The organism is Streptomyces sp. RLB3-17, from assembly GCF_007113425.2.
Classification (GTDB): Bacteria; Actinomycetota; Actinomycetes; order Streptomycetales; family Streptomycetaceae; genus Streptomyces; species Streptomyces mirabilis_D.
Genome location: NZ_CP041610.2, coordinates 8,207,811 through 8,230,425, shown reverse-complemented (window position 1 = coordinate 8,230,425; position 22,615 = coordinate 8,207,811). Strand labels below are relative to the sequence as shown.

16 protein-coding genes are annotated in these 22,615 nt (G+C 70.9%); 4 read left to right on the top strand and 12 right to left on the bottom strand.

Annotated features, from left to right (window positions below):
- Positions 1-335: 335 nt before the first annotated feature.
- The 5 genes from FNV62_RS37075 to FNV62_RS37055 form a co-directional block, all read right to left on the bottom strand.
- A complete protein-coding gene (locus FNV62_RS37075; protein ID WP_159064415.1) occupies positions 336-1,223 on the bottom strand; it encodes a FadR/GntR family transcriptional regulator in 888 nt (295 codons plus the stop codon).
- Positions 1,224-1,385: 162 nt separating this feature from the next.
- On the bottom strand, positions 1,386-3,359 hold the full coding sequence (locus FNV62_RS37070; RefSeq protein WP_143628395.1) for an ATP-binding cassette domain-containing protein: 1,974 nt from the start codon (positions 3,357-3,359) through the stop codon (positions 1,386-1,388).
- A gap of 111 nt (positions 3,360-3,470) precedes the next feature.
- Entirely contained in the window at positions 3,471-4,229 is a 759-nt protein-coding gene (locus tag FNV62_RS37065; RefSeq protein ID WP_054229890.1) for an NUDIX hydrolase, read from the bottom strand.
- A gap of 131 nt (positions 4,230-4,360) precedes the next feature.
- On the bottom strand, positions 4,361-6,376 hold the full coding sequence (locus FNV62_RS37060) for a glycogen debranching N-terminal domain-containing protein (RefSeq protein WP_399223009.1): 2,016 nt from the start codon (positions 6,374-6,376) through the stop codon (positions 4,361-4,363).
- Positions 6,377-6,915: 539 nt separating this feature from the next.
- Positions 6,916-8,442, bottom strand: a complete 1,527-nt coding sequence (locus FNV62_RS37055; protein WP_143603133.1) for a DUF4192 domain-containing protein — start codon at positions 8,440-8,442, stop codon at positions 6,916-6,918.
- A 133-nt stretch (positions 8,443-8,575) separates the two neighbouring features.
- Here FNV62_RS37055 and FNV62_RS37050 point away from each other — a divergent pair, with 133 nt between their 5' ends.
- A complete protein-coding gene (locus FNV62_RS37050) occupies positions 8,576-10,774 on the top strand; it encodes a RecQ family ATP-dependent DNA helicase (protein WP_143603132.1) in 2,199 nt (732 codons plus the stop codon).
- Positions 10,775-10,997: 223 nt separating this feature from the next.
- Positions 10,998-11,633 (top strand): hypothetical protein, encoded by a 636-nt coding sequence (locus FNV62_RS37045; RefSeq protein ID WP_143628393.1) that lies wholly within the window; start codon positions 10,998-11,000, stop codon positions 11,631-11,633.
- A gap of 456 nt (positions 11,634-12,089) precedes the next feature.
- Here the strand turns inward: FNV62_RS37045 and FNV62_RS37040 are convergent, their stop codons facing one another.
- From FNV62_RS37040 to FNV62_RS37030, 3 genes are all read right to left on the bottom strand, one after another.
- The gene (locus FNV62_RS37040; protein WP_143628391.1) at positions 12,090-12,716 is read right to left on the bottom strand and encodes a hypothetical protein; all 627 of its coding nucleotides are present in this window, start codon (positions 12,714-12,716) and stop codon (positions 12,090-12,092) included.
- Positions 12,717-12,784: 68 nt separating this feature from the next.
- Positions 12,785-13,486, bottom strand: a complete 702-nt coding sequence (locus FNV62_RS37035; RefSeq protein ID WP_054229885.1) for a ribonuclease HII — start codon at positions 13,484-13,486, stop codon at positions 12,785-12,787.
- A 131-nt stretch (positions 13,487-13,617) separates the two neighbouring features.
- Positions 13,618-14,241 carry a TetR/AcrR family transcriptional regulator gene (locus FNV62_RS37030; protein ID WP_079090248.1) on the bottom strand — a complete coding sequence of 208 codons (624 nt, stop codon included), beginning with the start codon at positions 14,239-14,241 and terminating at the stop codon, positions 13,618-13,620.
- 172 nt (positions 14,242-14,413) lie between these two features.
- Here FNV62_RS37030 and FNV62_RS37025 point away from each other — a divergent pair, with 172 nt between their 5' ends.
- Complete coding sequence (locus tag FNV62_RS37025) at positions 14,414-15,970, top strand: MFS transporter (RefSeq protein WP_143628389.1); 1,557 nt, start codon at positions 14,414-14,416, stop codon at positions 15,968-15,970.
- 570 nt (positions 15,971-16,540) lie between these two features.
- Here FNV62_RS37025 and FNV62_RS37020 read toward each other — a convergent pair.
- From FNV62_RS37020 to FNV62_RS37010, 3 genes are all read right to left on the bottom strand, one after another.
- On the bottom strand, positions 16,541-17,446 hold the full coding sequence (locus tag FNV62_RS37020) for an ADP-ribosylglycohydrolase family protein (RefSeq protein WP_054229882.1): 906 nt from the start codon (positions 17,444-17,446) through the stop codon (positions 16,541-16,543).
- Positions 17,436-18,119 carry a histidine phosphatase family protein gene (locus FNV62_RS37015; protein WP_067375240.1) on the bottom strand — a complete coding sequence of 228 codons (684 nt, stop codon included), beginning with the start codon at positions 18,117-18,119 and terminating at the stop codon, positions 17,436-17,438. Before FNV62_RS37015 ends, FNV62_RS37020 begins: the two co-directional genes overlap by 11 nt.
- Before the next feature lie 106 nt (positions 18,120-18,225).
- Positions 18,226-18,831, bottom strand: coding sequence for a YdbC family protein (locus FNV62_RS37010; RefSeq protein ID WP_054229881.1), 606 nt, complete (start codon positions 18,829-18,831; stop codon positions 18,226-18,228).
- Between the two features lie 156 nt (positions 18,832-18,987).
- On the opposite strand from FNV62_RS37010, the gene FNV62_RS37005 reads away from it, so the two are divergent.
- The gene (locus FNV62_RS37005; RefSeq protein ID WP_143603130.1) at positions 18,988-19,521 is read left to right on the top strand and encodes a TerD family protein; all 534 of its coding nucleotides are present in this window, start codon (positions 18,988-18,990) and stop codon (positions 19,519-19,521) included.
- Between the two features lie 113 nt (positions 19,522-19,634).
- On the opposite strand, the gene FNV62_RS37000 is transcribed toward FNV62_RS37005, so the two are convergent.
- Complete coding sequence (locus FNV62_RS37000; RefSeq protein WP_054229879.1) at positions 19,635-22,541, bottom strand: vitamin B12-dependent ribonucleotide reductase; 2,907 nt, start codon at positions 22,539-22,541, stop codon at positions 19,635-19,637.
- Between the last annotated feature and the right edge of the window lie 74 nt (positions 22,542-22,615).

Here is a 22,615-nt window from a genome sequence, read left to right as displayed (position 1 = left end):
GCGCCGCAAACGGCGTCTGTATTCCCTCCTCGGCTGTCACCTCTTAGGTCATCGCGCAGTTCCGAAGAGCGTTACGCCCAATCTGCGTGGCCCGAGTCACACCCCGTAAGTGCCCAAAAGCGGCCAGACACGTTCAGAGGAGGTCAGTCGATGGACTCATCACCTCAAACCGATGGGTTCATCACCTCAACCGATGGCTTGATCACCTTCATCACACCGCCGGATCCCGCCGGATCCCGGAAGGATCCGACGGGGTCCGGCGGGGGATGCTCCGCCGACCAAGCGATGCCACGAGAGGGCACACGCCCCCCGACCGCGCCGCCCTCGGGGCGCGATCAGTGCTCGCGCGGCGCGGGCACCACGCGCTCCACCTCGGGGTGAACGGCGAGCAACTGCCGCATGGCCGCCTCGGCCGCCGCGCCGTCAGCCTCGGCCAAGGCGTCGACGATCCGGCCGTGGTGCGTCAAGGAGGTCTCGTTCGGTCGGTCGCAGCCGGTGACGGGGCCTCCGGAGACCTGGAGCGCGGCCGAGACGATCCCGGAAAGGTGCTCCAGCATGCGATTGCCCGATACCTGGATGAGCAGCGAATGGAACTCCGCGTCGGCCCGCGAGAAGGTGAGCGAGTCACCCTGCGCCATGGCGTGGCCCATGATCTCGACCATGTCTCCGAGACGCTGCTGGACCTCCTCGCGCCCGTGCCCGGCGGCCAGACGCGCGGCGAGCGGCTCGATCGTCCAGCGCAGCTCGCTCAGCTCGCGCCGCTGGTCGTCGCGCTGCGGCCCGAAGGCCCGCCATTCGATGATGTCCGGGTCGAGAAGATTCCAGTCACTGACGGGACGCACGCGCGTGCCGACGTTGGGGCGGGCGCTGACCAGCCCCTTCGCCTCCAGGACGCGGAGCGACTCACGGACGACGGTACGGGAGACCTCGAACCGTTGTCCGATCTCCTCGGGGACGAGCGGACGGTCCGCGCCCAGGTCGCCGGAGACGATCATCTGACCCAGCTGCTGAACGAGTTGGCCGTGCAGTCCGCGTCCGCGGCTGCCCGCGGCGCGTCGGCCGACGCGGCCCAGTTCCGGGTCCGCGCCCTCCCACGCGGAGGCGCCGACGCGTTCGGCACCAGGGCCCTCGGCGTAGGGGTAGCGGTCGAGTCCGCCCGGGCCGGCCAGGCCGGAGTCTGAGGAGCGGGCGGCGGTCATCATGGTGTGCGCAAGGGTACTCACGGATCATTTGTCGGCGCTGTCTCCAACTCCCTTGAGGTCTTTGGTGAAAAGCACACGAAAGGGTGATCGCTCACCGCGTCGCAATTGACGCCTTATCGGAAAGAAATGGGCGTTCTCCGGGGAGTTGTGCGCACGGCGAGAACGGAAGGGTAAGGACGGTCGTCATCGCACCCTGCTTCGCAGGGTCGTGAGCAGATACGCGCAGAGCAGAGCGGTCAGCGACAACATCAGGGCACTGCCGACGGGTTGGGCGACAAGGCGCGCCCCGGCCGCGATATAGCGCGCTCCCCCGAACGGCCATTGCATCAGCAGGAGCTCGCGCAGTCGCTCGGAAAACCCGGCCGCTTTCCGCACGGACGGACCCGTCAAGGTCTTTTGTACGAGTGGTACGACCACGACCGGGACGGCGAGCACCGCCGCGAGCCCGGCGGTGGTGGACCGGAAGATGCCCGCCGCCAGTACTCCCGCCCAGGCGCAGCCCACCGTGAGGCCGATCCAACTCGCGCTCAGCGAAAGCCAGTCCGCGGGAACTCCGGCGAGGTCTCGCCCGTAGACGAGATAGAGCATTTCGAGGTCGCAGCCCACCGTGAGGACGGCCAGCGCCAGCGCGGTGACCGAGGCGACGAGGAGTTTGGCGGCGAGCAGTCCCAGGCGGCGGGGGACGGTGCCGCGGTCCGCGGCCAGGGCGGGGTGGCGGAACTCCTCGCCGAAGGCGAGCGCCCCGAGCAGTCCCGCCCCGAGCGCCGCGGGTGGCAGGGGGCAGTCCCGCGGCCAGGCGGCCAGGAGCCGCGGCTGGGGTGTGTGACCGATTCTGGCCAGGAGTACGGACAGCAGGGCTGAGGAGACCAGCACGGTGATCGAAGTGAGGTAGCCGGTGCCCACTCCGGTGGCGCGCCGCAGTTCGTAGCGCAGCGGACGCAGTGGGCTCGGTGCCTGGCGTACGGCGATGGGGGGCGGGAGCTGGGGCAGGTCGCGCGCGCCCGGCGAAGCGGCCGCACGGGTCCGCGACTCGGCCGTCGGCCCCGGCTCGTCGGGCGTGTGCGCCCCGGTCGCGGCTACGGCGGTGGCGGGTTCGTCGGTAGCGGGGGCGTCCTGCGTGGAGGCGTCGTCCGTGGGGGCGTCGTCCGTGAGGGCATCGTCCGTGAGGGCATCGTCCGTGAGGGCATCGTCCGTGAGGGTGGAGGTCGCGGAGGCAGAGGTCAGGAGGACAGAGGCGACTACGGTCGCGGAGGCGAGACCCTCGGCTGGGAGCGTGGCACGTGGCCCCATGTCGCCGGTCTCGTCGGCGAGTTGGTGTACGAGGATGCCGTGCCGGAAGGCGGTCTCGCCGATGTCGGCGCAGGTGCTGCCGTACACCGAGAGCCGGTTTCCGTCCTCGCGCACGACCTCGACGGAACGCTGCGCGGCGCGGGCCTCCTTGGCGAGCAGGGCTCCGAGGCGGGCGGCGTGCGGACTGCGGACGGCGACCCGGGGGCGGAGTCGGGTGCGGGCGAAGTCCGCGGCCTCCTGGTCGGCGACGAGCCGGCCTCCCTCCAGCGTGATGACCCGGTCGGCCGTCCGAGCGGCCTCCTTGGGGTCGTCCGTGCTGAACAGAACGGTGCCTCCGTGGGCCGCATGCGCCCGCAGAATCTCGTGCAGCCAACGACCTTCGGCGACGGAGAGCCCGCCGGCGGGATCATCGAGGACGAGGGCGTGCGGATCGGACAGCAGCGCACAGGCCAGGCCCAGACGGCGATCCATACCGCGCGACAGGGTGCCCAGCCGTTCGTCGCACAGGCTCACGAGCCCGACGACTTCGATCACTTCGTCGACGCGCCGAATCGGGACACCGACGGCCGCGCACACCATGCCGAGCTGTCCGCGGATCGTACGAGCGGGATGGCCCGGCACCTCGCTCAGGAGCACACCGGCTTCACGCGAGGGATGGGCGATCCGGTGCAGTGGACGGCCTCTGAAGTAGGTGATTCCACGGCCCCGCTGGAGTTCGAGCATGAGCCTCAGCGTCGTCGTCTTGCCCGCGCCGGGGGCTCCGAGGAGCGCTGTGACACGACCCGGGCGCGCCTCGAAGGACACGTCGTCGACGGCGGGGGGAAGCTCCTTGCGGGGGGTGCTGGTCAATCCGATGGCCTGGATCACTCACAGCAAGATAGCGTGACATTTACGGTTTTTCGGGCACCTTGCGGCTCATCCGAGGCAGCTCTCTCCACTCTTTCGGTGCGACGCGCCCCGTGAGCCGATCCGCCCTCGTCAGACCTCGGGGCGCAGCATCGGGGGATTGAGCAACGTGGCGCCGCCGGCGCGGAACAGCTGCGCGGGTCGGCCGCCCTGGCGCGTGGTCGTGCCGCCCGTGGGCACGAGGAACCCCGGAGTGCCCGTCACCTTGCGGTGGAAGTTGCGCGGGTCGAGTGCCACCCCCCACACAGCCTCGTACACGCGGCGCAGCTCTCCGACGGTGAACTCGGACGGGCAGAAGGCGGTGGCCAGCGACGAGTACTCGATTTTGGACCGGGCGCGTTCCACCCCGTCCGAGAGGATCTGGGCGTGGTCGAAGGCGAGGGGTGCCGCCTGCTCTCCGTCGCGGCCGTAACCGCCCTGTTGCAGCAACTCCTCCACGGGCGCCCAGCGCGCGCTGTTGGCGTCGCCTCCGGCCCTGGGCGCGGGCAGATCGGGGGCCAACGCGAGATGGGCGACGCTGACCACCCTCATCCGCGGGTCGCGCTTGGGGTCGCCGTAGGTCGCCAGCTGTTCCAGGTGCGCGCCGTTGTCCTGTGCCGGGGCCGACGGGTCGTGGGCGCGCAGTCCGGTCTCCTCGACCAGCTCGCGCGCGGCCGCCTGTGCCAGGTCCTCGTCGGGCCGTACGAAGCCGCCCGGGAGTGCCCATCGTCCCTGAAAAGGCTGTTCCCCCCTCCGTACCGCCAGCGCACACAGGGCATGGCGACGGACGGTCAGCACGACCAGGTCCACGGTCACGGCAAAGGGCGGGAAGGCCGACGGGTCGTAGGGCATGCCGCGATCATAGTCGTCTGCCTGACGATAAACACGCCCTTCGTCAGTCGCATCCACTGATGATCCACTTCCGTCCTGTACGGGTCCCACCGGCCGCCGCCGGTCGCCGTCCGAGGACGCGTCGCGCGAGGTCACACACCCAACTGCAGCCCGTCGGCCGCCTCCTCCACCATCGCGAGACCGAGTCTGCTGACACGCACGGAGAACGCGGCGCCCGCGATCCGCAGTCCCGTCAGTCCGATCTCGCCCAGCGGCGCGCTACCGACCGGGCGCAGTGTCACCGTCCGGGCCGGGGCGTCGGGGCGGATGCCCGCGAGGGAGGTGAGGAGCAGCACCCCGGCGGCCGCCGCCGTGGCCGCAGGCCGACAGGCAGCGGGGTGCGGGAGCGGGGCGCCGCCTTCCGTGCGCTGCTCTCCCGCGTACATCTCGGGCAGTCTGTTTCCGAAGGTCTCGGCGGCGGCCAGCAGCCCGCGGAGCAGAGCGCTCGCCTCCTTCTCGTAGCCGGCGGTGACCAGGCCGGTGACGGCGGTCGCGGTCTCCTGGACGCGCACGGCGCCGCCGCGATGTCCGAAGGGGTTGTACGCCGCCTCTCTGGCACCCAGGCTGCGCAGACCCCAGCCTGAGTCCATGGCCGGGCCGCCGAGCAGCCGTGCGAGCTGCTCGGTCTGCGCCTTGTCGAGGAGGCCGGGGGCGAACACGCCGGAGCCGAGCAGCCCCGTGTCGAGGAGGTGGGCGGTGCTCGCGCCGAGGTGGGGTACGAGGCGCCCGTCCGGGGCCCGGGCGGCCGCCGGTCTGCCGCCTCCCCGGTCCTCGGCCCAGAAGTCCCCGCGGAACGCGGTCCGCAGTTCCTGGGCCCACTGCACCAGTCCCTCGCCACCCGGCCGGCCGTACGTGTCGAGCAGATCGGCGCCCAGCAGTGCCGCGCGGTGGGCGTGCGCCTGCGTCTCGCAGCGGAACGGACCGCCGGGGTGCGGGTCGGGCAGATAGACGCCGTCACCGACGGTGGTACGCAGCCATGCGAGGCACCGCTCGGCCGCGGGCAGCAGTTCCTCGGTCTCCTGCTCCGGAAGTCCCCAGCGCCTGGCCTCCGCGAGCAGTACCGGGAACAGCAGGGTCGCCTCGGTGGCCGTGCAGCCCGGAGGCAGGTGCGGGCCGGCGTCCCGGCGCGGGCCGGGGATCAGGCCGGACTGCGCTCCGGGGCCCGCGATTTGGCTGCGAGCGAGGGTCCGCAGCGTGCCCGCGGCGAGCCGGGTGCCGAGTGGCAGTGTCATCCGGGCCGCGACCAGTGCCTCGGCCGGCGCCAGGCCGCATCGCCACGGCGCCCCCGCCGCGAGGTGCGTGTCCGACGGGTGGGCGGCATCGCGCAGCAGTAGCGCCCGGAGGTCCTCGACGCAGGTGTCCATGAGCGCCTGGACCCTGGGGTCGTCGCCGGTGGCCCGCGCGGCGGAGAGCGGGCTCGTGGCGACGCGGCCGACAGCTCTGGCCGGCCACGCACCGCCCGGTCGCACCCTCAACTCCACGCTCCGGGTGCCACCGGGTGGCAGTTCGAACTCCCAGCGGAGCAGTCCCGCGGAGGCCAGGGCGTCGGCGGGCGGTGGGTCGGCGGTGACGATCGAGCTACCGGTGGCACAGGACCATCGCAGGCCCGAGTCGTGGACGCTGGCGGGCAGTTCGGGCCCGGTTCGGCCCGAGGCGACGGAGCCGAGCTCCGCGAGATCCGTAGCGAGGGCGACCTCGACGGGCACGCGCAGGGCGCGGGGGGAGGCGCTGCGCAGCGTGATCCGTTCCGTGCCGTCCGCGTCGCGCGTCCGCTCCACGATCACGTCGGGATCCGGGCCGCCGTCGGCGGAGGCGCGCACCGTCCCGACGAAGCGGGCTCGGTATGCGGCGACCATCCGGGCCTGTACGGCGAGCGGTTCGCGCCCCGCCACTCGCACCTGGCAGCGGGACAGCGTCCGGCGGCCGGCGCGGTAGAACCCCTCCAGCCCGCGGCCGGTCAGCTGCCCCTGGTCCGTGGAGATCGCCAGTCCCGGCAGGGCGACGCAGATCAGGGCGTTGTGCACGGGTGGCAGGTCCGTGGTCCGGCGCGGCCCGGGAAGCGGGGTGTGGCGAGCCGCCGGACCGCCCGGGCCCGCGAAGGGGCTCAAAGTGCTCTCGACTCCTGCGAACGGGGTCTGTGAACCGGCGCGACGCGGGAAGGGTTGAGCGGGCCTGCGCGCCGGCGGGAGGGCGCCGTCGGGATCGGAGGGGGGAACGGGCAGGGGCATGTGGCTTCCTCGGTCAGTGCGCCTGGGGCACGCTCGGCGCCGGGTTGGGGGCTCCGGAGGGGCGAGGGTGTTCGGCGGCGCGGCCCAGCCACGGGTACCGCCGCACAGGTGAACGGAACGGCCCCGTCCAAGGTCACGCCCTGGGCCGGGCAAGCAGACCGAATGGCGGTGGGATGGTCGGCCGGGCATACCGCGGACGGCTGGTACGGATGCGGTGGGGGCCAAGGGTTCGGGCTTGGAGATCGCAGGCGCGCGCCGTCCGCCCGTGCCGCGCGGGTTGGGGTGTGCCGCCGCGCGCCGTCCGCCCGTGCCGCGCGCGCTGGGGTATGCCGTCGCGTCAAGTGGGGTGACATCCGGTGCCTGGGGCACCTCAGGTGTCACCCGACCCGATAATCGTCGATCCGCTCCGCTCACCCCGCTCACGTCTCCTCCCCCACAACCCGCCGACCGCCCTTGCGGTGGGCACGTGCCCTTTCGCTCGCCGCCTCAGGCGTGCGCCCAGGTCCCTCCCCGCCGGGCGCGGCCTCATCGGTGGGCCGACGCCGGCGGAGGCTGCCCGCCCCGGGGTGACGCCCGCTTCCGCGCGATGCCCCGGTCCCCGCCGTGCGTGCCCTGCGCCGACGTCGGTTCGAGGTGCCCGACGGCTCGGCGACATCGCGTGGCGTCGGGCGATCGGGACCCGATGGCTGTTCCGCTTCCGCCCCGCTCCGGCCGGTGCGCTCCGTGCGCAGGCAGCGGCGGATCGACTCCGGGTCGAGGCCCTCGTTGCACGCCTGGTGCAGAAGGCGGGCGAAGAGGTAGTCGGGATCGGCGCCGAGCGCCATGGCCAGGGCCTCGCGAGCCTCCAGTTCGTCACCGGTCGACCAGGCGACCCACCCGGCGAGGGTGAGGGGTGCCGCCGCGTGCTCGCCGTAGGGGCCGACGCAGCGGCGGGCCAGCGCCCGCCAGAGGCGCAGGGCGGGGCCGGCCTCGTCACCCTCCATCCACTCGGCGGCGCGGTCACGGGTTGCGCGGTCCTGGAGTCCGAGGATCAGGGTGGCGGCCTCGTCGTGCTCCAGGAGGCCGTCGTCGCGGAGGTCCGCCGGGCGTGTGCCGGACACGGGCGGGGCGTCGGCGAACCGCTTCACGATCTGCCGGGCCAGTCCGAGCGTCTCCTCGGCCACCTCCGCGCGGCCCTCGCCGTCGAGGATCCTGGGAACCAGGGCCATGCTCGCCGTGTCGAGCGCGGTCTGCTGATCCCGTGCGGCCGCGCCTTCCCACGGAATGAACCGAGCGGTGAACTCCCTCAGCGATCCGCGCACTTGGAGGCCGGCGTAGGTCGCGGCGGCGGCCAGGACGGAGGTGCCGGGCAGTCCCATCGGATGCCCTTCGGACGAACAGCACCCCTGGCCGGGGCAGCAGTACGACCAGAAGCGGCCGTCGGAGATGCACAGGGCCTCGATGACGGGGACGTCGAGGCGACCGCAGGCCGTGCGCAGAAACTGCGCGAGCGGCCGCAGACGTTCCATGACGTCCCGTCCCGATTCCCCGGTCCCCGGCTCCTGGCAGAGGTAGGCGACCATGCTCTCGGGCCGTGCCCCTCTGCGCTCGCTTCCCTTCACCAGTCCTTGCGCCAGCTGATCGGCGACGGACGGCCAGTCGTCCGCGTGGGCGGGGATGCCGAGCCGTGCCCGCCCGCCGAAGCGGCCGCGCCTCTCCCCGTCGTGCAGGGCCACCAGCACGATGCTGTCCTCGGGGCGGTAGCCGAGCAGGTAGGGCAGGGCATCGGCCAGTTCGGCCGGTGTGCGCAAGGTCACCTGGTGCTGACCGGGCAGGTCGCGCCCATCGTGCGCGCCCCGTCCGCCGCGCCCGCTCGGCGCGTGGCCCGCGCTGTCTCCCCCGTGCCGACCGCGCCCGCTGATGTCACGGTCACCGGACATGCCGGCCGCTTCGCTGTGATTCGTCATGCCGTGACCATCCCGCGGATCTTGAAATTCCGCTTTGCCCTGTGGATAACCCTGGCCATGACCACGACATGACTTGTCCACAACCAGGTGGCCTCGTTCGCGCTATGTCCGACCCATCGGGTTGCATGGGGCCATGAGCAACGACGACCCACTCCCCCCGACCCACACGGACCTGCCCAACGCCGACCTGCGCGCCGCGGCCGATGTCGTACTCGCCCGCCTTGTCGGCGCCCCGGCGGGCGAGGCCCGGCTGCGCGAGGACCAGTGGCGCGCCATCGAGGCCCTGGTGGCCGACAAGCGCAGAGCCCTCGTCGTGCAGCGCACGGGCTGGGGCAAGTCCGCCGTGTACTTCGTCGCCACCGCGCTGCTGCGCGAGCGGGGCGCCGGGCCCACGGTCATCGTCTCGCCGCTCCTCGCCCTCATGCGCAACCAGGTGGAGGCGGCCGCCCGTGCCGGCATCCACGCGCGGAGCATCAACTCGTCGAACACGGAGGAGTGGGAGACGATCCAGGCCGAGGTGGCCGCGAGCGAGGTCGACGTGCTCCTGGTGAGCCCGGAGCGGCTCAACAATCCCGACTTCCGCGATCAGGTGCTGCCCAAGCTGGCCGCGGCGACCGGCCTGCTCGTGGTGGACGAGGCCCACTGCATCTCCGACTGGGGACACGACTTCCGGCCGGACTACCGCAGGCTGCGCACGATGCTGGCCGATCTCCCGCCGGGCGTCCCCGTCCTGGCCACCACCGCGACCGCCAACGCGCGCGTGACGGCCGACGTGGCCGAACAGCTGGGCACCGGCGCCAGCACCGACGCACTCGTCCTGCGCGGACCGCTGGACCGGGAGAGCCTGAGCCTCGGTGTGCTGCGACTGCCGGACGCCGCCCACCGGATGGCCTGGCTCGCCGAGCACCTGAGCGACCTGCCGGGCTCGGGCATCATCTACACACTCACCGTGGCCGCCGCCGAGGAGGTCACCGCGTTCCTGCGCCAGAGCGGGCACACCGTCACCTCGTACACCGGAAAGACGGAGAACGCGGACCGTCAGCAGGCCGAGGAGGACCTCCTCGCCAACCGCGTCAAGGCCCTGGTCGCCACCTCCGCGCTGGGCATGGGCTTCGACAAGCCCGACCTCGGATTCGTGGTGCACCTGGGCTCCCCCTCCTCCCCCATCGCGTACTACCAGCAGGTGGGGCGCGCGGGCCGCGGGGTGAAGCACGCCGAGGTGCTTCTCCTGCCGGGCAAGGAGGACCAGGCGATCTGGGAGTACTTCGCGTCGATCGCCTTCCCTCCGGAGGAGCAGGTGCGCCGGACCCTGGACGTCCTGGCCCGCGCCGAGAGGCCGCTCTCGCTGCCCGCCCTCGAACCCCTGGTGGAGCTGCGCAGGTCCCGTCTGGAGACGATGCTCAAAGTGCTCGACGTGGACGGCGCGGTGCGGCGCGTCCAGGGCGGCTGGATCTCCACGGGCGTGCCCTGGACGTACGACACCGAGCGCTACGCCTGGGTCGCCAAGCAGCGGGCCGCCGAACAGCAGGCGATGCGCGACTACGTGTCGACCACCGGCTGCCGGATGGAGTTTCTGCGGCGCCAGCTCGACGACGAGTTGGCGAAGCCGTGCGGGCGCTGCGACGTCTGTGCGGGAACCCGGTTCGAGGCGTCCGTGTCCCCCACCGCACTCGACGCGGCCAACGGCGAGCTGGGCCGCGCCGGTGTCGACGTCGACCCCCGCAAGATGTGGCCCACGGGCCTGCCGGCCGTCGGCGTCGACCTGAAGGGGCGAATCCCGGCGGGCGAACAAGCGGCACCGGGGCGCGCCTTGGGGCGGCTCTCGGACATCGGCTGGGGCAACCGGCTGCGGCCGATGCTCACACCCCAGGCACCGGACGGACCCGTGCCGGACGATGTGGCGAAGGCCGTGGTCGGCGTCCTGACCGACTGGGCGAAGGGGCCCGGCGGCTGGGCCTCCGGGCAGCCCGACGCGCAGCCGCGCCCGGTCGGCGTCGTCACCATGGCCTCGCGCAGACGTCCACAGTTGATCCAGTCGCTGGGCGCACGGATCGCGGAGGTCGGCCGACTGCCGCTGCTGGGGTCCGTGGAGTACGTCGGCGAGGCCGTCGCACAGGTCTCCCGGAGCAACAGCGCCCAGCGGCTCAAGGCACTCGACGGGGCACTGGCCGTGCCGCCCGCGCTGGCAGCCGCCCTCAAGGAAGCGGGCGGTCCCGTGCTGCTCGTGGACGACGCCACCGAGACGGGCTGGACGCTCGCGGTCGCCGCGCGCATGCTGCGGCGATCCGGGGCGCAGGGGGTGTTGCCGCTGGTCCTGGCCGTGCAGGCGTGACCCACGTGTCGCGGACAAGAACAGTGGGCAGGGATATACACGACGTATAGCCGGAAAACGGTCGGTGGCCCCAATTGCTCGTTGCCGCAGCCAAGTTCGACAGGAAGAATTGAGGTCCGCTCCCCGCACGGCTCGCCCGTGATCCGGTAGGGCTCTGCTGCGGCGTGCGCTCCCCCAAGTCCGACCCCGCCCGCTGTGTGGGCGCGTAGCCGAAGGGAGGACCGTGACCTTCGGATTCGCTCCGTCCTCGGCGGCATCCATGTCGACGTCTGCCGATCTGTCCGCCGCTTCCGCCAACCCACTGACCCGTATGCTCGAACCCGCCGAATGGGCCGCTGCGGGGATTCCGCTGCTGCGCAATCCCCGGGAGGTCGTCAGCGGTTTGCACGCACGGCACCGGCCGAGACCCACGACCGCCGTCGTGGCCGTCCTCGACGCGGACGAACGGCTACGGGCGAGCGCCTCGTTCACCCGGCGGTCGGTGCCGGCCGACGGCTGGATGTTCCGCAACTCCCTGCTGGCGCAGCTGCGCCGGGTGATCCCGCACGACCTGCGGCGCCGCACCCCGGTACGCACGGCGGTGCTGCTCTACTGCCGCGAGGGCGACGCACGGTGGACCGAGGAGGACGGGGCGTGGATGTGGGGGCTGCGGGACGCCTGCACCCTCCACGGGCTGCGCTGCGGGGCCTACATCACGCTGACGCACGACGGCTGGCAGGTACTCGGCGAAGGCCGTGGCGGACGCCGTCCGAGCGCGGACTCCCCACCGGAGTCCTTCGCCCTGACCGAGGCACCGCCGCCGCTCCCGCGCACCGGGGGCGCCGCGTCGGAGGTGCTGCGCCGGGCGGCAGCCCGCTGAGTCGCCCGCGGCCGTGAGGCCTCGGCGCCCGCCCAGGCACCGACCCGCCTTGCAGGCCCCCTGAGGGGCACTCGTCCCCGGGGTCCGAGCGCGTCCGCCCGCGCCGTGGGGCCCCGCGGCGCGGCGGGACCGGGCAGGGGCAGTGCCATAGCGCTCGCGCCCGCTCCAGCGGCGTACACGCCCCTCCGGAACATGCGGACGACCACCGGGCCGTCCGACGCCGACGTGCGCCGGGGAGACACCCCGCCGTCAGAGACGGCACCGCCGTCACCACGACCTCGACGAGCAAGCACTCACTTCGGGCCATGAACCACAGGCACACTCACTGCAGGCACGCCAAAAAGACCGCCGTACAGGTGGTGCCGTAGTGGCACCACCATCACGCCCTGGGCATCACGCCCTAGGCATCGCCCCGAACCTCGCCCGAGCGAATCCCGGACGGTGTCCGGGATTCGTTCAGACCCCGGCGCCCAGCACCGAGTTGATCTGCTGCGGGTCGCCGCAGACGATCAGCAGGGCGCCGGCCCGGCCGAGGGCCAAGGGCAGGGCGGTGGCGGCGGCAGCGTCCGGACCGCCGTTGACGGCGACCACGACCACGGGACGGGACGCGGCCCGGCCCGCGACGGAGGCGTCGGCGTAGAAGACGTCGTCGCCCGCGTCGTGCTGCGCCCAGTAGGCGGCTTCGCCGAAGGAGAGTTCGTGCGCGGCCCACGGATGCGGTTCGCCGGTGGTGATCACCAGCACCTCACCGGGGGCTCGGCCCGACTCCAACAGCAGGTCGACCGCTTCTTCGGCGGCGTCCAGCGCACCCTCGACCGAGGCCGGGATCAGCTGGATCTGTGGGGTGGCGGCAGCGGGCGCGGCCGCCGAGGCGGATGACCCCGGCGTGGCCACGACCGGCTCACGCGGGGTGCGTTGGGCCGGCATCGGCCGGACAGGTCCCGGACGTCCGGGACGCGGCGGAGCCGCGGGACGGGGACCGGGTACGGGACGGGGGGTCGGCGCGGTGCGGCCACTGGCCGGAGTCGCGCGGGGACCCTGGGCACTCTCGTGAATCTGAGGCTCCTCGGGAATGAGAGGCATGAGCTGATATTTATCAAACGCCGGTGCGACTCGCGTCGGCGGGTGGCACATGAGTGCGAGCGGAACCGTCAGAAATCGAAGCCGAGCTGACCTTCGATCTCCGGACCGCTTCCGTCCGCCCAGCTGCGGACCTTCTTGAGGTGCCGCCACTGGGGCAGCGCATCAAGATACGCCCATGACAGCCGGTGGTACGGAGTGGGGCCCCGTTCCTCCAGTGCGGCCTTGTGCACCGGAGACGGATACCCGGCGTTGGCCGCAAACCCGAAGTCTGCATGGTCGACACCCAGTTCGGCCATCATTTTGTCGCGCTGAACCTTGGCGATCACCGAGGCCGCCGCGACGGCCACGCAGGACTGGTCACCCTTGATCACCGTGCGAACCCGCCACGGCGACCCGAGGTAGTCGTGCTTCCCATCGAGGATGACCGCGTCGGGGCGGACGGGCAAGGCCTCCAGGGCCCGCACCGCGGCCAGGCGCAGCGCGGCCGTCATCCCCAGGTCGTCGATCTCCTCAGGAGAGGCATGCCCCAGGGCGTACGACGTCACCCATTTCTCCAACTCCGCGGCCATCACGGTACGGCGCTTGACGGTGAGGAGTTTGGAGTCGGTGAGGCCCTCGGGCGGGCGGCGTAGTCCCGTGACGGCGGCGCAGACGGTGACCGGGCCGGCCCACGCACCACGGCCCACCTCGTCGACACCGGCAATGATCTTCGCTCCGGTCGTGGCGCGGAGGGAGCGCTCGACGGTGTGAGTCGGTGGTTCGTACGGCATGGCGCCCTCAGCCTACGCCGCCCCGAGCCTCTCGCGACACCCAGGTTTCGTCGTCGGTTCCTGGACCCTCGCGTCGTTGGTCCGCGGACGGTCGTGGGGCTGGTTCGTGCTGGTGGCGGGGCCGTGGTCGCTCAGGGCCCCGCCCGTCGCAGCAGCGGGACCATCAGCTGGTCGATCATCTCCTCCAGATCCCGCTCACCCCATTCGCTCGCGCACACCTTCGAGCGATACATCATCATCGCCGGAATGACGTCGAAGACGTAGGAGTTCGCGGCGTCCGGTCGCACCTCTTCCCGCTCGATTCCACGGTCGACGATCTCTCGCAGCAGATGCTTGGTCGGCTCGATGACCCCTCCGACGATCAGACTCTGAAAGCGTTCCGCCTGCGCCACATCGCATTCGTGAAGCACTGAGCGCAGCGCGAATCCGGGCTGCGAGTACATCGCCTCACGCACCTGTCGGCACAGTTCCAGCAGGTCGTCCCGGACGCTTCCGAGGTCGGGGGCCTCCGTCAGGCTCGGCAGTCCGGCCTTCAGCGCGTCCGCGACGAGGTCCTCCTTGGACGGCCAGCGGCGGTAGACCGCGGCCTTGCCGGTCTGGGCCCGGGCGGCGACACCTTCCATCGTGAGGCCGTTCCAGCCGACCGTACTGAGCTGCTCGAGCGCGGCGTCGAGGATCGCGCGTTCGAGCACGGCACCGCGTCGGCGCAGGGAGGCCGCCTGAGCGGGAGCGGCCGTCCAACGCGAAGTAACCATCTGAGTGTCTCCGTTGTGCATGGGGGAGCGGGGAGTTCGGGGAGAGCGGGCGGTCAAGTGGCGACACGGGGCAGCGACTTCAGTGAACGCTTGCGTTCACTGTCGGGGACTCACTACCGTTGCCGCAACAGTGAACGCGAGCGTTCACTAACGCACTTGTGGGGGAACCATAGTGACAACCTCTCAAACCTCTCAGTTGATCCAGGATCCAAAGCCAGGAGCGGCCCGCCGGGAGGGACACCCCGGCATCGCACTCGCCGTCATCGCGGCCTGCCAACTCATGGTGGTACTCGACTCGACGATTGTGAACATCGCCCTCCCGCACATTCAAGACGCGCTCAAATTCAGCACGACCGACCTGACCTGGGTGATCAGCGCGTACACCCTCACCTTCGGTGGCCTGCTCCTTCTCGGCGGCCGCGCGGGTGACATCCTCGGTCGGCGCCGGGTCTTCATGACCGGCATCATGCTGTTCACGCTCGCCTCGCTGCTCGGTGGACTCGCCCAGGAACCCTGGCAGTTGCTGGCCGCGCGGGCCCTCCAGGGCGTGGGTGGCGCGATAGCGTCGCCCACCGCGCTGGCGCTCATCACCACCACCTTCCCCGAGGGCCCGGAACGGAACCGGGCCTTCGCCGTCTTCGCCGCGGTCTCCGCGGGCGGCGGCGCCATCGGGCTGCTTGCGGGCGGCATGCTCACCGAGTGGCTCGACTGGCGCTGGGTGCTCTTCGTCAACGTGCCCATCGGTGTGCTGATCACCGTGCTCGCCCCGATGTACATCAACGAGTCCGAGCGCCATCCGGGACGTTTCGACGTGGCGGGCGCGCTCACCTCGACGGCCGGTATGGCCTCCCTGGTGTACGGGTTCATCCGCGCCGCGGAGGACGGCTGGCGCGACAGCCTCACGATCGGGTCGTTCGCCACGGCGCTGGTCCTGTTGCTGAGCTTCGCGTTCATCGAGACCCGGGCGAAGGAACCGATCACCCCGCTGAAGATGTTCGGCGACCGCAACCGCTCCGGCACGTACGTGATCATGCTCAGTCTGGCCGCGGCGATGTTCGGGATGTTCTTCTTCATCGTCCTGTTCGTACAGAACGTGCTGGGCTACAGCCCGATCCAGGCCGGTCTGGCATTCCTGCCCGTGACGGCGGCGATCGGCATCGGAGCGGGGCTTTCGCAGCGGTTCCTGCCGGTCCTCGGGCCCAAGCCGTTCATGGTCGTCGGCTCCGCCCTCGTCGCGCTCGGGCTCGGCTGGCTGACCTTCATGAGCCCGGACAGCACGTACGTCGGCGGGGTCCTCGGCCCGATGCTGCTCTTCGCCTTCGGCATGGGCCTGAACTTCGTGACACTGACCCTGACCGCGGTCTCCGGCGTCGCCCAGCACGAGGCGGGTGCCGCGTCCGGACTCCTCAACGTCACCCAGCAGGTGGGCGGTTCGCTCGGTCTGTCCATCCTGACCACGGTCTTCGGCTCGGCCAGCCGGGACGAGGCGGAGAAGCAGCTGCCGAAGTTCCTGGCCAACGGCTCGCCCGAGCAGAAGGCGGAGTTCGCCAAGACCCACCAGCTGCCCGCTCCGTGGGGCCACGACGTGCTCGCCCAGGGCATCTCGACCGCCTTCATCCCGGCCGTCGCGATGGCGGTACTGGCCCTGGCCACCGCCGCGCTGGTGATCCGGGTCCGCAAGAGCGACCTGGAGGCCCTCTCGGGCACGGCGGGGCCCGCCGCGGGCTGAGGCGGCCCGCCGAAGCTTGGCGGGGGGCTGCGGGGGCCGGTCCCCGGTCCGGGATACGGAAGGCGAGGACCACGGTCCGGCCATCCGCAGCGGAACGGCACCCCGGGGCCTGGCCTCGCGAGCAGCTGTACGGCGCCAGGGGCGGCCTTCGAGGTCTTACGGCATCGAGGGCGGCCCCTGCCGGAGGTACGGCAGGGGGTCCGGGCCTCGCAGTCAGCGGTACGGCAGGGGGTCCGGCCCCCGCAGCCAGCGGTACAGCAGCTTGTGCGGCCCCGCGAGCGGCACCACGGGACCGGGGTGAGCCCTATGGCTCGCGGCGCGGCACCAAGGGCGAGCCGTGCTGCGGGCGGGCCGACACCAAGGAAGGACCATCAGGCAGGGGTACGGCATCGCAGGCGGCCCAGCAGCGCACCGCTGTACGGCGCCGGCGATCGACCCGTGCGACGCGCTACCCCACGAGCCTCGGGACGCCCGGAGCCGCGTCCGTGCCGCACGACGCCCACCCCGGACCCTGCCCGGGCACCGCGTTCCGCAGGGGACTCTCCGGCGTCACCGAACCGTCCCCGCGGCCTACGCCCCCGCCCGCACCCAACCCGGCAGGCTCTCCGTCCGCTCCACCCACTCCCCCGGCGGCGCCCCCGCCTTGCCCGCGGCGATCACACCGCCGACGATGGCGCAGGTCGTGTCCATGTCGCCGCCCACCTGGGCGGTCGACCAGAAGCCCTCTTCGTAGTCGCCCAGGGCCCGGGCCGCGGACCAGAGCGCGAACGGCACCGTGTCGTGCGCCGTCGTACGCCGCCCGCAGCCCAGTACGGCGGCGACCGTCGCGGTGTCCCCGTAGTCGAGCATGTCGCGAGCGCGCCGCAGACCGGCTCCCACGGCGCTGCGCGGGACGAGCGCGACGACGCCGTCGAGCAGTGCCTCGGCACTCGGCGGGCTCGCCGGGTCGGCCGCCAGGGCGGCGGCCGCGGCGACGGCCATGGCGCCCACGACGGCCTCGCGGTGCTGGTGGGTGGTGTACGCCGAGATCTCCGCCTGGTGGACCGCCTGCTCCGGGTCGTCCGCGTACCAGGCGCCCAGGGGGGCGATCCGCATCGCGGCGCCGTTGCCCCACGAGCCCTGTCCCTTGAAGAGGGCAGACGCCAGCGCCCGCCAGTCGCCCCCCTCGCGGATCTGCCCCAGCAGCCGGTTGACCGCGGGACCGTAGCCCCGGTCGACATCGTGGTGCTCGGCGAAGGAGCCGGCCAGCGCGTCCTGGTCGATGCGGCGGTGCCGGGCCAGAACGGCCACTACGGAGGAGGCCATTTCGGTGTCGTCCGTCCACCGCCAGGGGCCGGACGGCAGCTCGCGTCGCTTGAGCAGCGGGTAGTTCACGGGCACGAAGAACCGCGAGCCCAGCGCGTCCCCCACCGCGAGTCCACGCAGGCTGGCCAGGGCGCGGTCCAGGCGTCCGCCGGGAGAGGAATCAGAGGTCATCGCCCTGCCACTCTATCCCGGGGTCCCCGTACGACTCGGGTACACACCAGCGTTCGAACGGACGGTCAAGCGTGTACTTCCCGTCGTCGCCGAGGACGAGCATTCGCATCTCGGCGTTCCCCGGATTCGACAGCGATTCGAACTCCGCGACCGTCCAGTGGAACCAGCGCATGCAGAACAGCCGCATGGCAAGGCCATGGGTCACCAGGAGCACGTTCGACGGGTGGTCGGGGGCCTCGAAGCTCCGGTAGAGGCTCTCCAGGAAGCCGCCGACCCGGTCGTAGACGTCGGCGCCGGACTCGCCCTGCGCGAAGCGGTAGAAGAAATGCCCGTACGCGTCCCGGTAGGCCTTCTGGAGGCGTACGTCGTCGCGGTCCTGCCAGTTGCCCCAGTCCTGCTCGCGCAGCCGCGGCTCCTCGCGCACCCGTATGAGCTCGGGGTCGAGGTGGAAGGCGCGGAGCGTCTCGTGCGTACGGCGGTACGGCGACACGTAAACGCTTACGCGCTCTCGCCCGAAGACCTCCCGCAACCGTTTTCCCGTCTCCTCCGCCTGCTGCCACCCCTTCTCGGTGAGCGCCAGAGCGTGGTCGGGCTCGCGTTCATAAACGGTGTCATCGGCGTTGCCCGCTGACTCGCCGTGCCGGACAAGGACGATACGCCGTGGTCGAACCATGCCAAGACCCTAAAACGGCTGACGGCCGATCGAGCACTCGTACGGGCTCCATACGGCGTAGGTCACATGTTCTCCGCGCGGATCACACCCGCGGACGGCACTCCGGTCAGACCGTCCACGAGGGCTCCAGCGCCACTATGTCGCCGGTCAGGGCCGCGACGTCGGCCTCCGTCTGGGCGCGCAGCGCGAGCCGTTCCACCCGCTCGGCCCGGTATTTACCGTGTTCGGCGGCCGACTGCCACATGGACAGGATCAGGAACTCATGGCCCGGCCCCTCACCGAACAGGCCCCGCACCATGCCGGGCGAGCCCGCCATCGCGGGATTCCAGACCTTCTCCTGCATCAGCGCGAAGTGTTCGGCCCGTTCCTCGTGGATGCGGCAGTGGGCCACCCGCAGCAGGTCGGCGTCCGTGAAGCGCGGCTCGAAGCCGGTCTTCACATCGAACCGGTGATCGAAGAGTTTGGCCTGCGCGTCCTTGAAGGTCCCCGACTGGGCAGCCGCGAGCCGGTCGTGCGAACGGGCCATGAAGGAGTCGTAGAAGGCACGGCTCTCCCAGAAGGCGAAGATGTGCGCCACCCCGGGCCGCCCTCGGCTCCAGCCCCCGCCCTGCCCCCGGAATCCCGGCTCACCCAGCAGCCCCGCCCACTTTCGCTGCCCCCGCTCGAAACCGCGGCGGTCCACCACGGTGCAGCGAATCCACTTGACCAGCACCGCGCCATCGTAAGGCCACGGAGCGTGGCGTCGGTCACGCTCCGGCGGAGTGCACCCGCGCGAGCGCCCCCGCGCGCGTGGCACGATGGACAACCGGCCTTGACAACAGAGCAGTTGAGGGCTGAAGAAGATGGGGAACGGGGAGGGGGAGATCCAATGACCGGTCTCAACAAGGGCATCCGCAAGGTCGAGCTCGCGGTGAAGTGGGACCCGAGTCCCGTCGGCGAGCCCGCGACCGACCTCGACATCATCGCGGCGACGTACGTGGCCGCCGATCCGTACGGCATTCCCGCCTATGTGGTGCACTTCGACAGCCGCTCCCCGGACGGCACCATCTATCTCAACCGGGACAGCAAGGACGGCAAGGGCTTCGGCTGGGACGAGGTCATGACGCTGGAACTCGACCGCCTCAACAGCGGCTACACGCGTGTGGTGGTGGGCGTACTCATCCAGCAGCGTTCCGGCCACAAGTCGTTCGTGGGCGTCCTCAACCCGGGCCTGCGCATGCGGGAGGGCTACACCGTGCTGGCCGAGGACAACTTCGGCGGCGTCCTGGGGGCCACGGCCGCGACCGTCGGCGAGTTCGTACGCGACGCCTCCGGAGAGTGGACCTTCCATCCGGGGATCCACGGCTACGACACCGACCCGGCCGAGTTCCCGCGCATCATGGGCACGCGCCACGACACCTGAAACAGCCCTCTCCGTAGGAGACGCCTGAAACAGCCTCCTCCGTAGCAGCGAGAGAACGCCGAAGGGCGGCACGACCGGTGGTCGTGCCGCCCTTCAGGGCTTCAGGACTTCGGTCAGCTGCAACCGCTGGTCGAGCCGCAGCCCTCGCAGATGTAGCAGGAACCGGCCCGCTGCATCTTCGTACCGCAGGAGAAGCACAGGGGGGCGTCCGCCTGGATGCCCAGCTGCATCTCCACCAGTTCGGCACTGGTGTGGGCCTGCTTCGGGGCCGGCTTCGCCGCCTCGACCTCGGCCTTCGGGGTGGCGACGGCCTTCAGCTCCTGCGCACGGGGCGCGGACTGGGCCAGGCCCTCGACGTCCATGTCGACATCGTCGGACGGCTCGTAGGAGCCCGTCTCCAGATGACGCTGACGCTCCTCGGCGGAGTGGATGCCGAGCGCGGAGCGCGTCTCGAAGGGCAGGAAGTCCAGCGCCAGGCGACGGAAGATGTAGTCGACGATCGACTGCGCCATCCGCACGTCCGGGTCGTCCGTCATGCCGGCCGGCTCGAAGCGCATGTTCGTGAACTTCGAGACGTACGTCTCGAGGGGCACGCCGTACTGCAGACCCACGGAGACCGCGATCGAGAAGGCGTCCATCATGCCCGCGAGGGTGGAGCCCTGCTTCGACATCTTCAGGAAGACCTCGCCGAGACCGTCGTCCGGGTAGGAGTTGGCGGTCATGTAGCCCTCGGCGCCGCCCACCGTGAAGGAGGTGGTGATGCCGGGACGACCCTTGGGGAGGCGCTTGCGGACCGGGCGGTACTCGACGACCTTCTCGACCGCGGTACGGATGGTCTCCTCAGCCTTCGCCGTGACAGCGTCCGTCGCGGACTTCTCCTTCTCCTTGGTCTTGGCGGAGAGGGGCTGGCCGACCTTGCAGTTGTCGCGGTAGATCGCGAGCGCCTTGACGCCCATCTTCCACGCCTCGAAGTAGACCTCTTCGACGTCCTCGACGGTCGCCGTCTCCGGCAGGTTGACCGTCTTGGAGAGCGCGCCGGAGATCCAGGGCTGGATCGCGGCCATCATGCGGACGTGGCCCATCGCGGAGATGGAGCGCTCGCCCATGGCGCAGTCGAAGACCTCGTAGTGCTCGTGCTTGAGGCTCGGGGCGTCGACGACATTGCCGTTCTCGGCGATGTGGGCGACGATCGCCTCGATCTGCTCCTCCTGGTAGCCCAGGCGGCGCAGGGCCTGCGGAACGGTGCCGTTGACGATCTGCATCGAGCCGCCGCCGACCAGCTTCTTGAACTTGACCAGCGCGAGGTCGGGCTCGAGGCCGGTGGTGTCGCAGGACATCGCGAGACCGATGGTGCCGGTCGGGGCGATGACCGAGGCCTGCGCGTTGCGGAAGCCGTTCTTCTCACCGAGGTGCAGCACGTCCTGCCAGGCCTCCGTGGCGGCGGCCCAGATCGGCGTGTCCAGGTCGTCCACCCGGACGGCCACGGCGTTGGCGTCGGAGTGCTGCTTCATGACGCGCTGGTGCGGCTGCGCGTTGCGGGCGTAGCCGTCGTACGGGCCGACGACCGCGGCGAGCTCGGCGGAACGCCGGTACGAGGTGCCGGTCATCAGCGAGGTGATGGCACCGGCGAGGGCGCGACCGCCGTCGGAGTCGTACGCGTGACCGGTCGCCATCAGGAGGGCGCCCAGGTTGGCGTAGCCGATGCCCAGCTGACGGAAGGCGCGGGTGTTCTCGCCGATCTTCTGGGTCGGGAAGTCCGCGAAGCAGATCGAGATGTCCATCGCGGTGATGACCAGCTCGACGACCTTGGCGAAGCGCTCGACCTCGAAGGACTGGTGGCCCTTGCCGTCGTCCTTGAGGAACTTCATCAGGTTCAGCGAGGCGAGGTTGCAGGACGTGTTGTCCAGGTGCATGTACTCGCTGCACGGGTTCGAGCCGTTGATACGACCGGACTCCGGGCACGTGTGCCAGTGGTTGATCGTGTCGTCGTACTGGATGCCCGGGTCGGCGCAGGCCCAGGCGGCCTCGGCCATCTTGCGGAAGAGCGTCTTGGCGTCGACCTCCTCGATGACCTCGCCGGTCATGCGGGAGGTGAGACCGAACTTGCCGCCCTCCTCGACCGCCTTCATGAACGTGTCGTTCACGCGGACCGAGTTGTTGGCGTTCTGGTACTGGACGGACGTGATGTCGTCGCCGCCCAGGTCCATGTCGAAGCCCGCGTCACGGAGGGCGCGGATCTTCTCCTCCTCCTTGACCTTGGTCTCGATGAAGTCCTCGATGTCGGGGTGGTCGACGTCGAGGATGACCATCTTGGCCGCGCGGCGCGTGGCGCCACCCGACTTGATCGTTCCTGCGGAGGCGTCGGCACCGCGCATGAAGGAGACGGGACCCGAGGCGTTGCCGCCCGAGGAGAGGAGCTCCTTGGAGGAGCGGATACGGGAGAGGTTCAGGCCGGCGCCGGAGCCGCCCTTGAAGATCATGCCCTCTTCCTTGTACCAGTCGAGGATCGACTCCATGGAGTCGTCGACGGACAGGATGAAGCAGGCCGAGACCTGCTGGGGCTGAGGCGTCCCGACGTTGAACCAGACCGGGCTGTTGAAGCTGAAGATCTGGTGCAGGAGCGCGTACGCCAGCTCGTGCTCGAAGATCTCGGCGTCGGCGGGCGAGGCGAAGTACTTGTGGTCCTCGCCGGCCTTCCGGTACGTCTTCACGATGCGGTCGATGAGCTGCCTGAGGCTCACCTCGCGCTGCGGGGTGCCCACGGCACCACGGAAGTACTTGCTGGTGACGATGTTGACCGCGTTCACCGACCAGAAGCCGGGGAACTCGACGCCACGCTGCTCGAAATTGATCGAGCCGTCGCGCCAGTTGGTCATGACGACGTCACGGCGCTCCCATTCCACCTCGTCGTACGGGTGCACGCCGGGGGTGGTGTGGATGCGCTCGATGCGCAGTCCCTTGCTGGCCTTGGTGCCCTTGGCGCGGGAACCTCGTGCCGGACCGCTCGCCGTCTCTGTCATGCCGCCTCCCTGTATCGGGCTAAAACGCCCTGAAGTGCCACGTTCTTCCCATGGCACGGTGTGTGTCTGGTGCT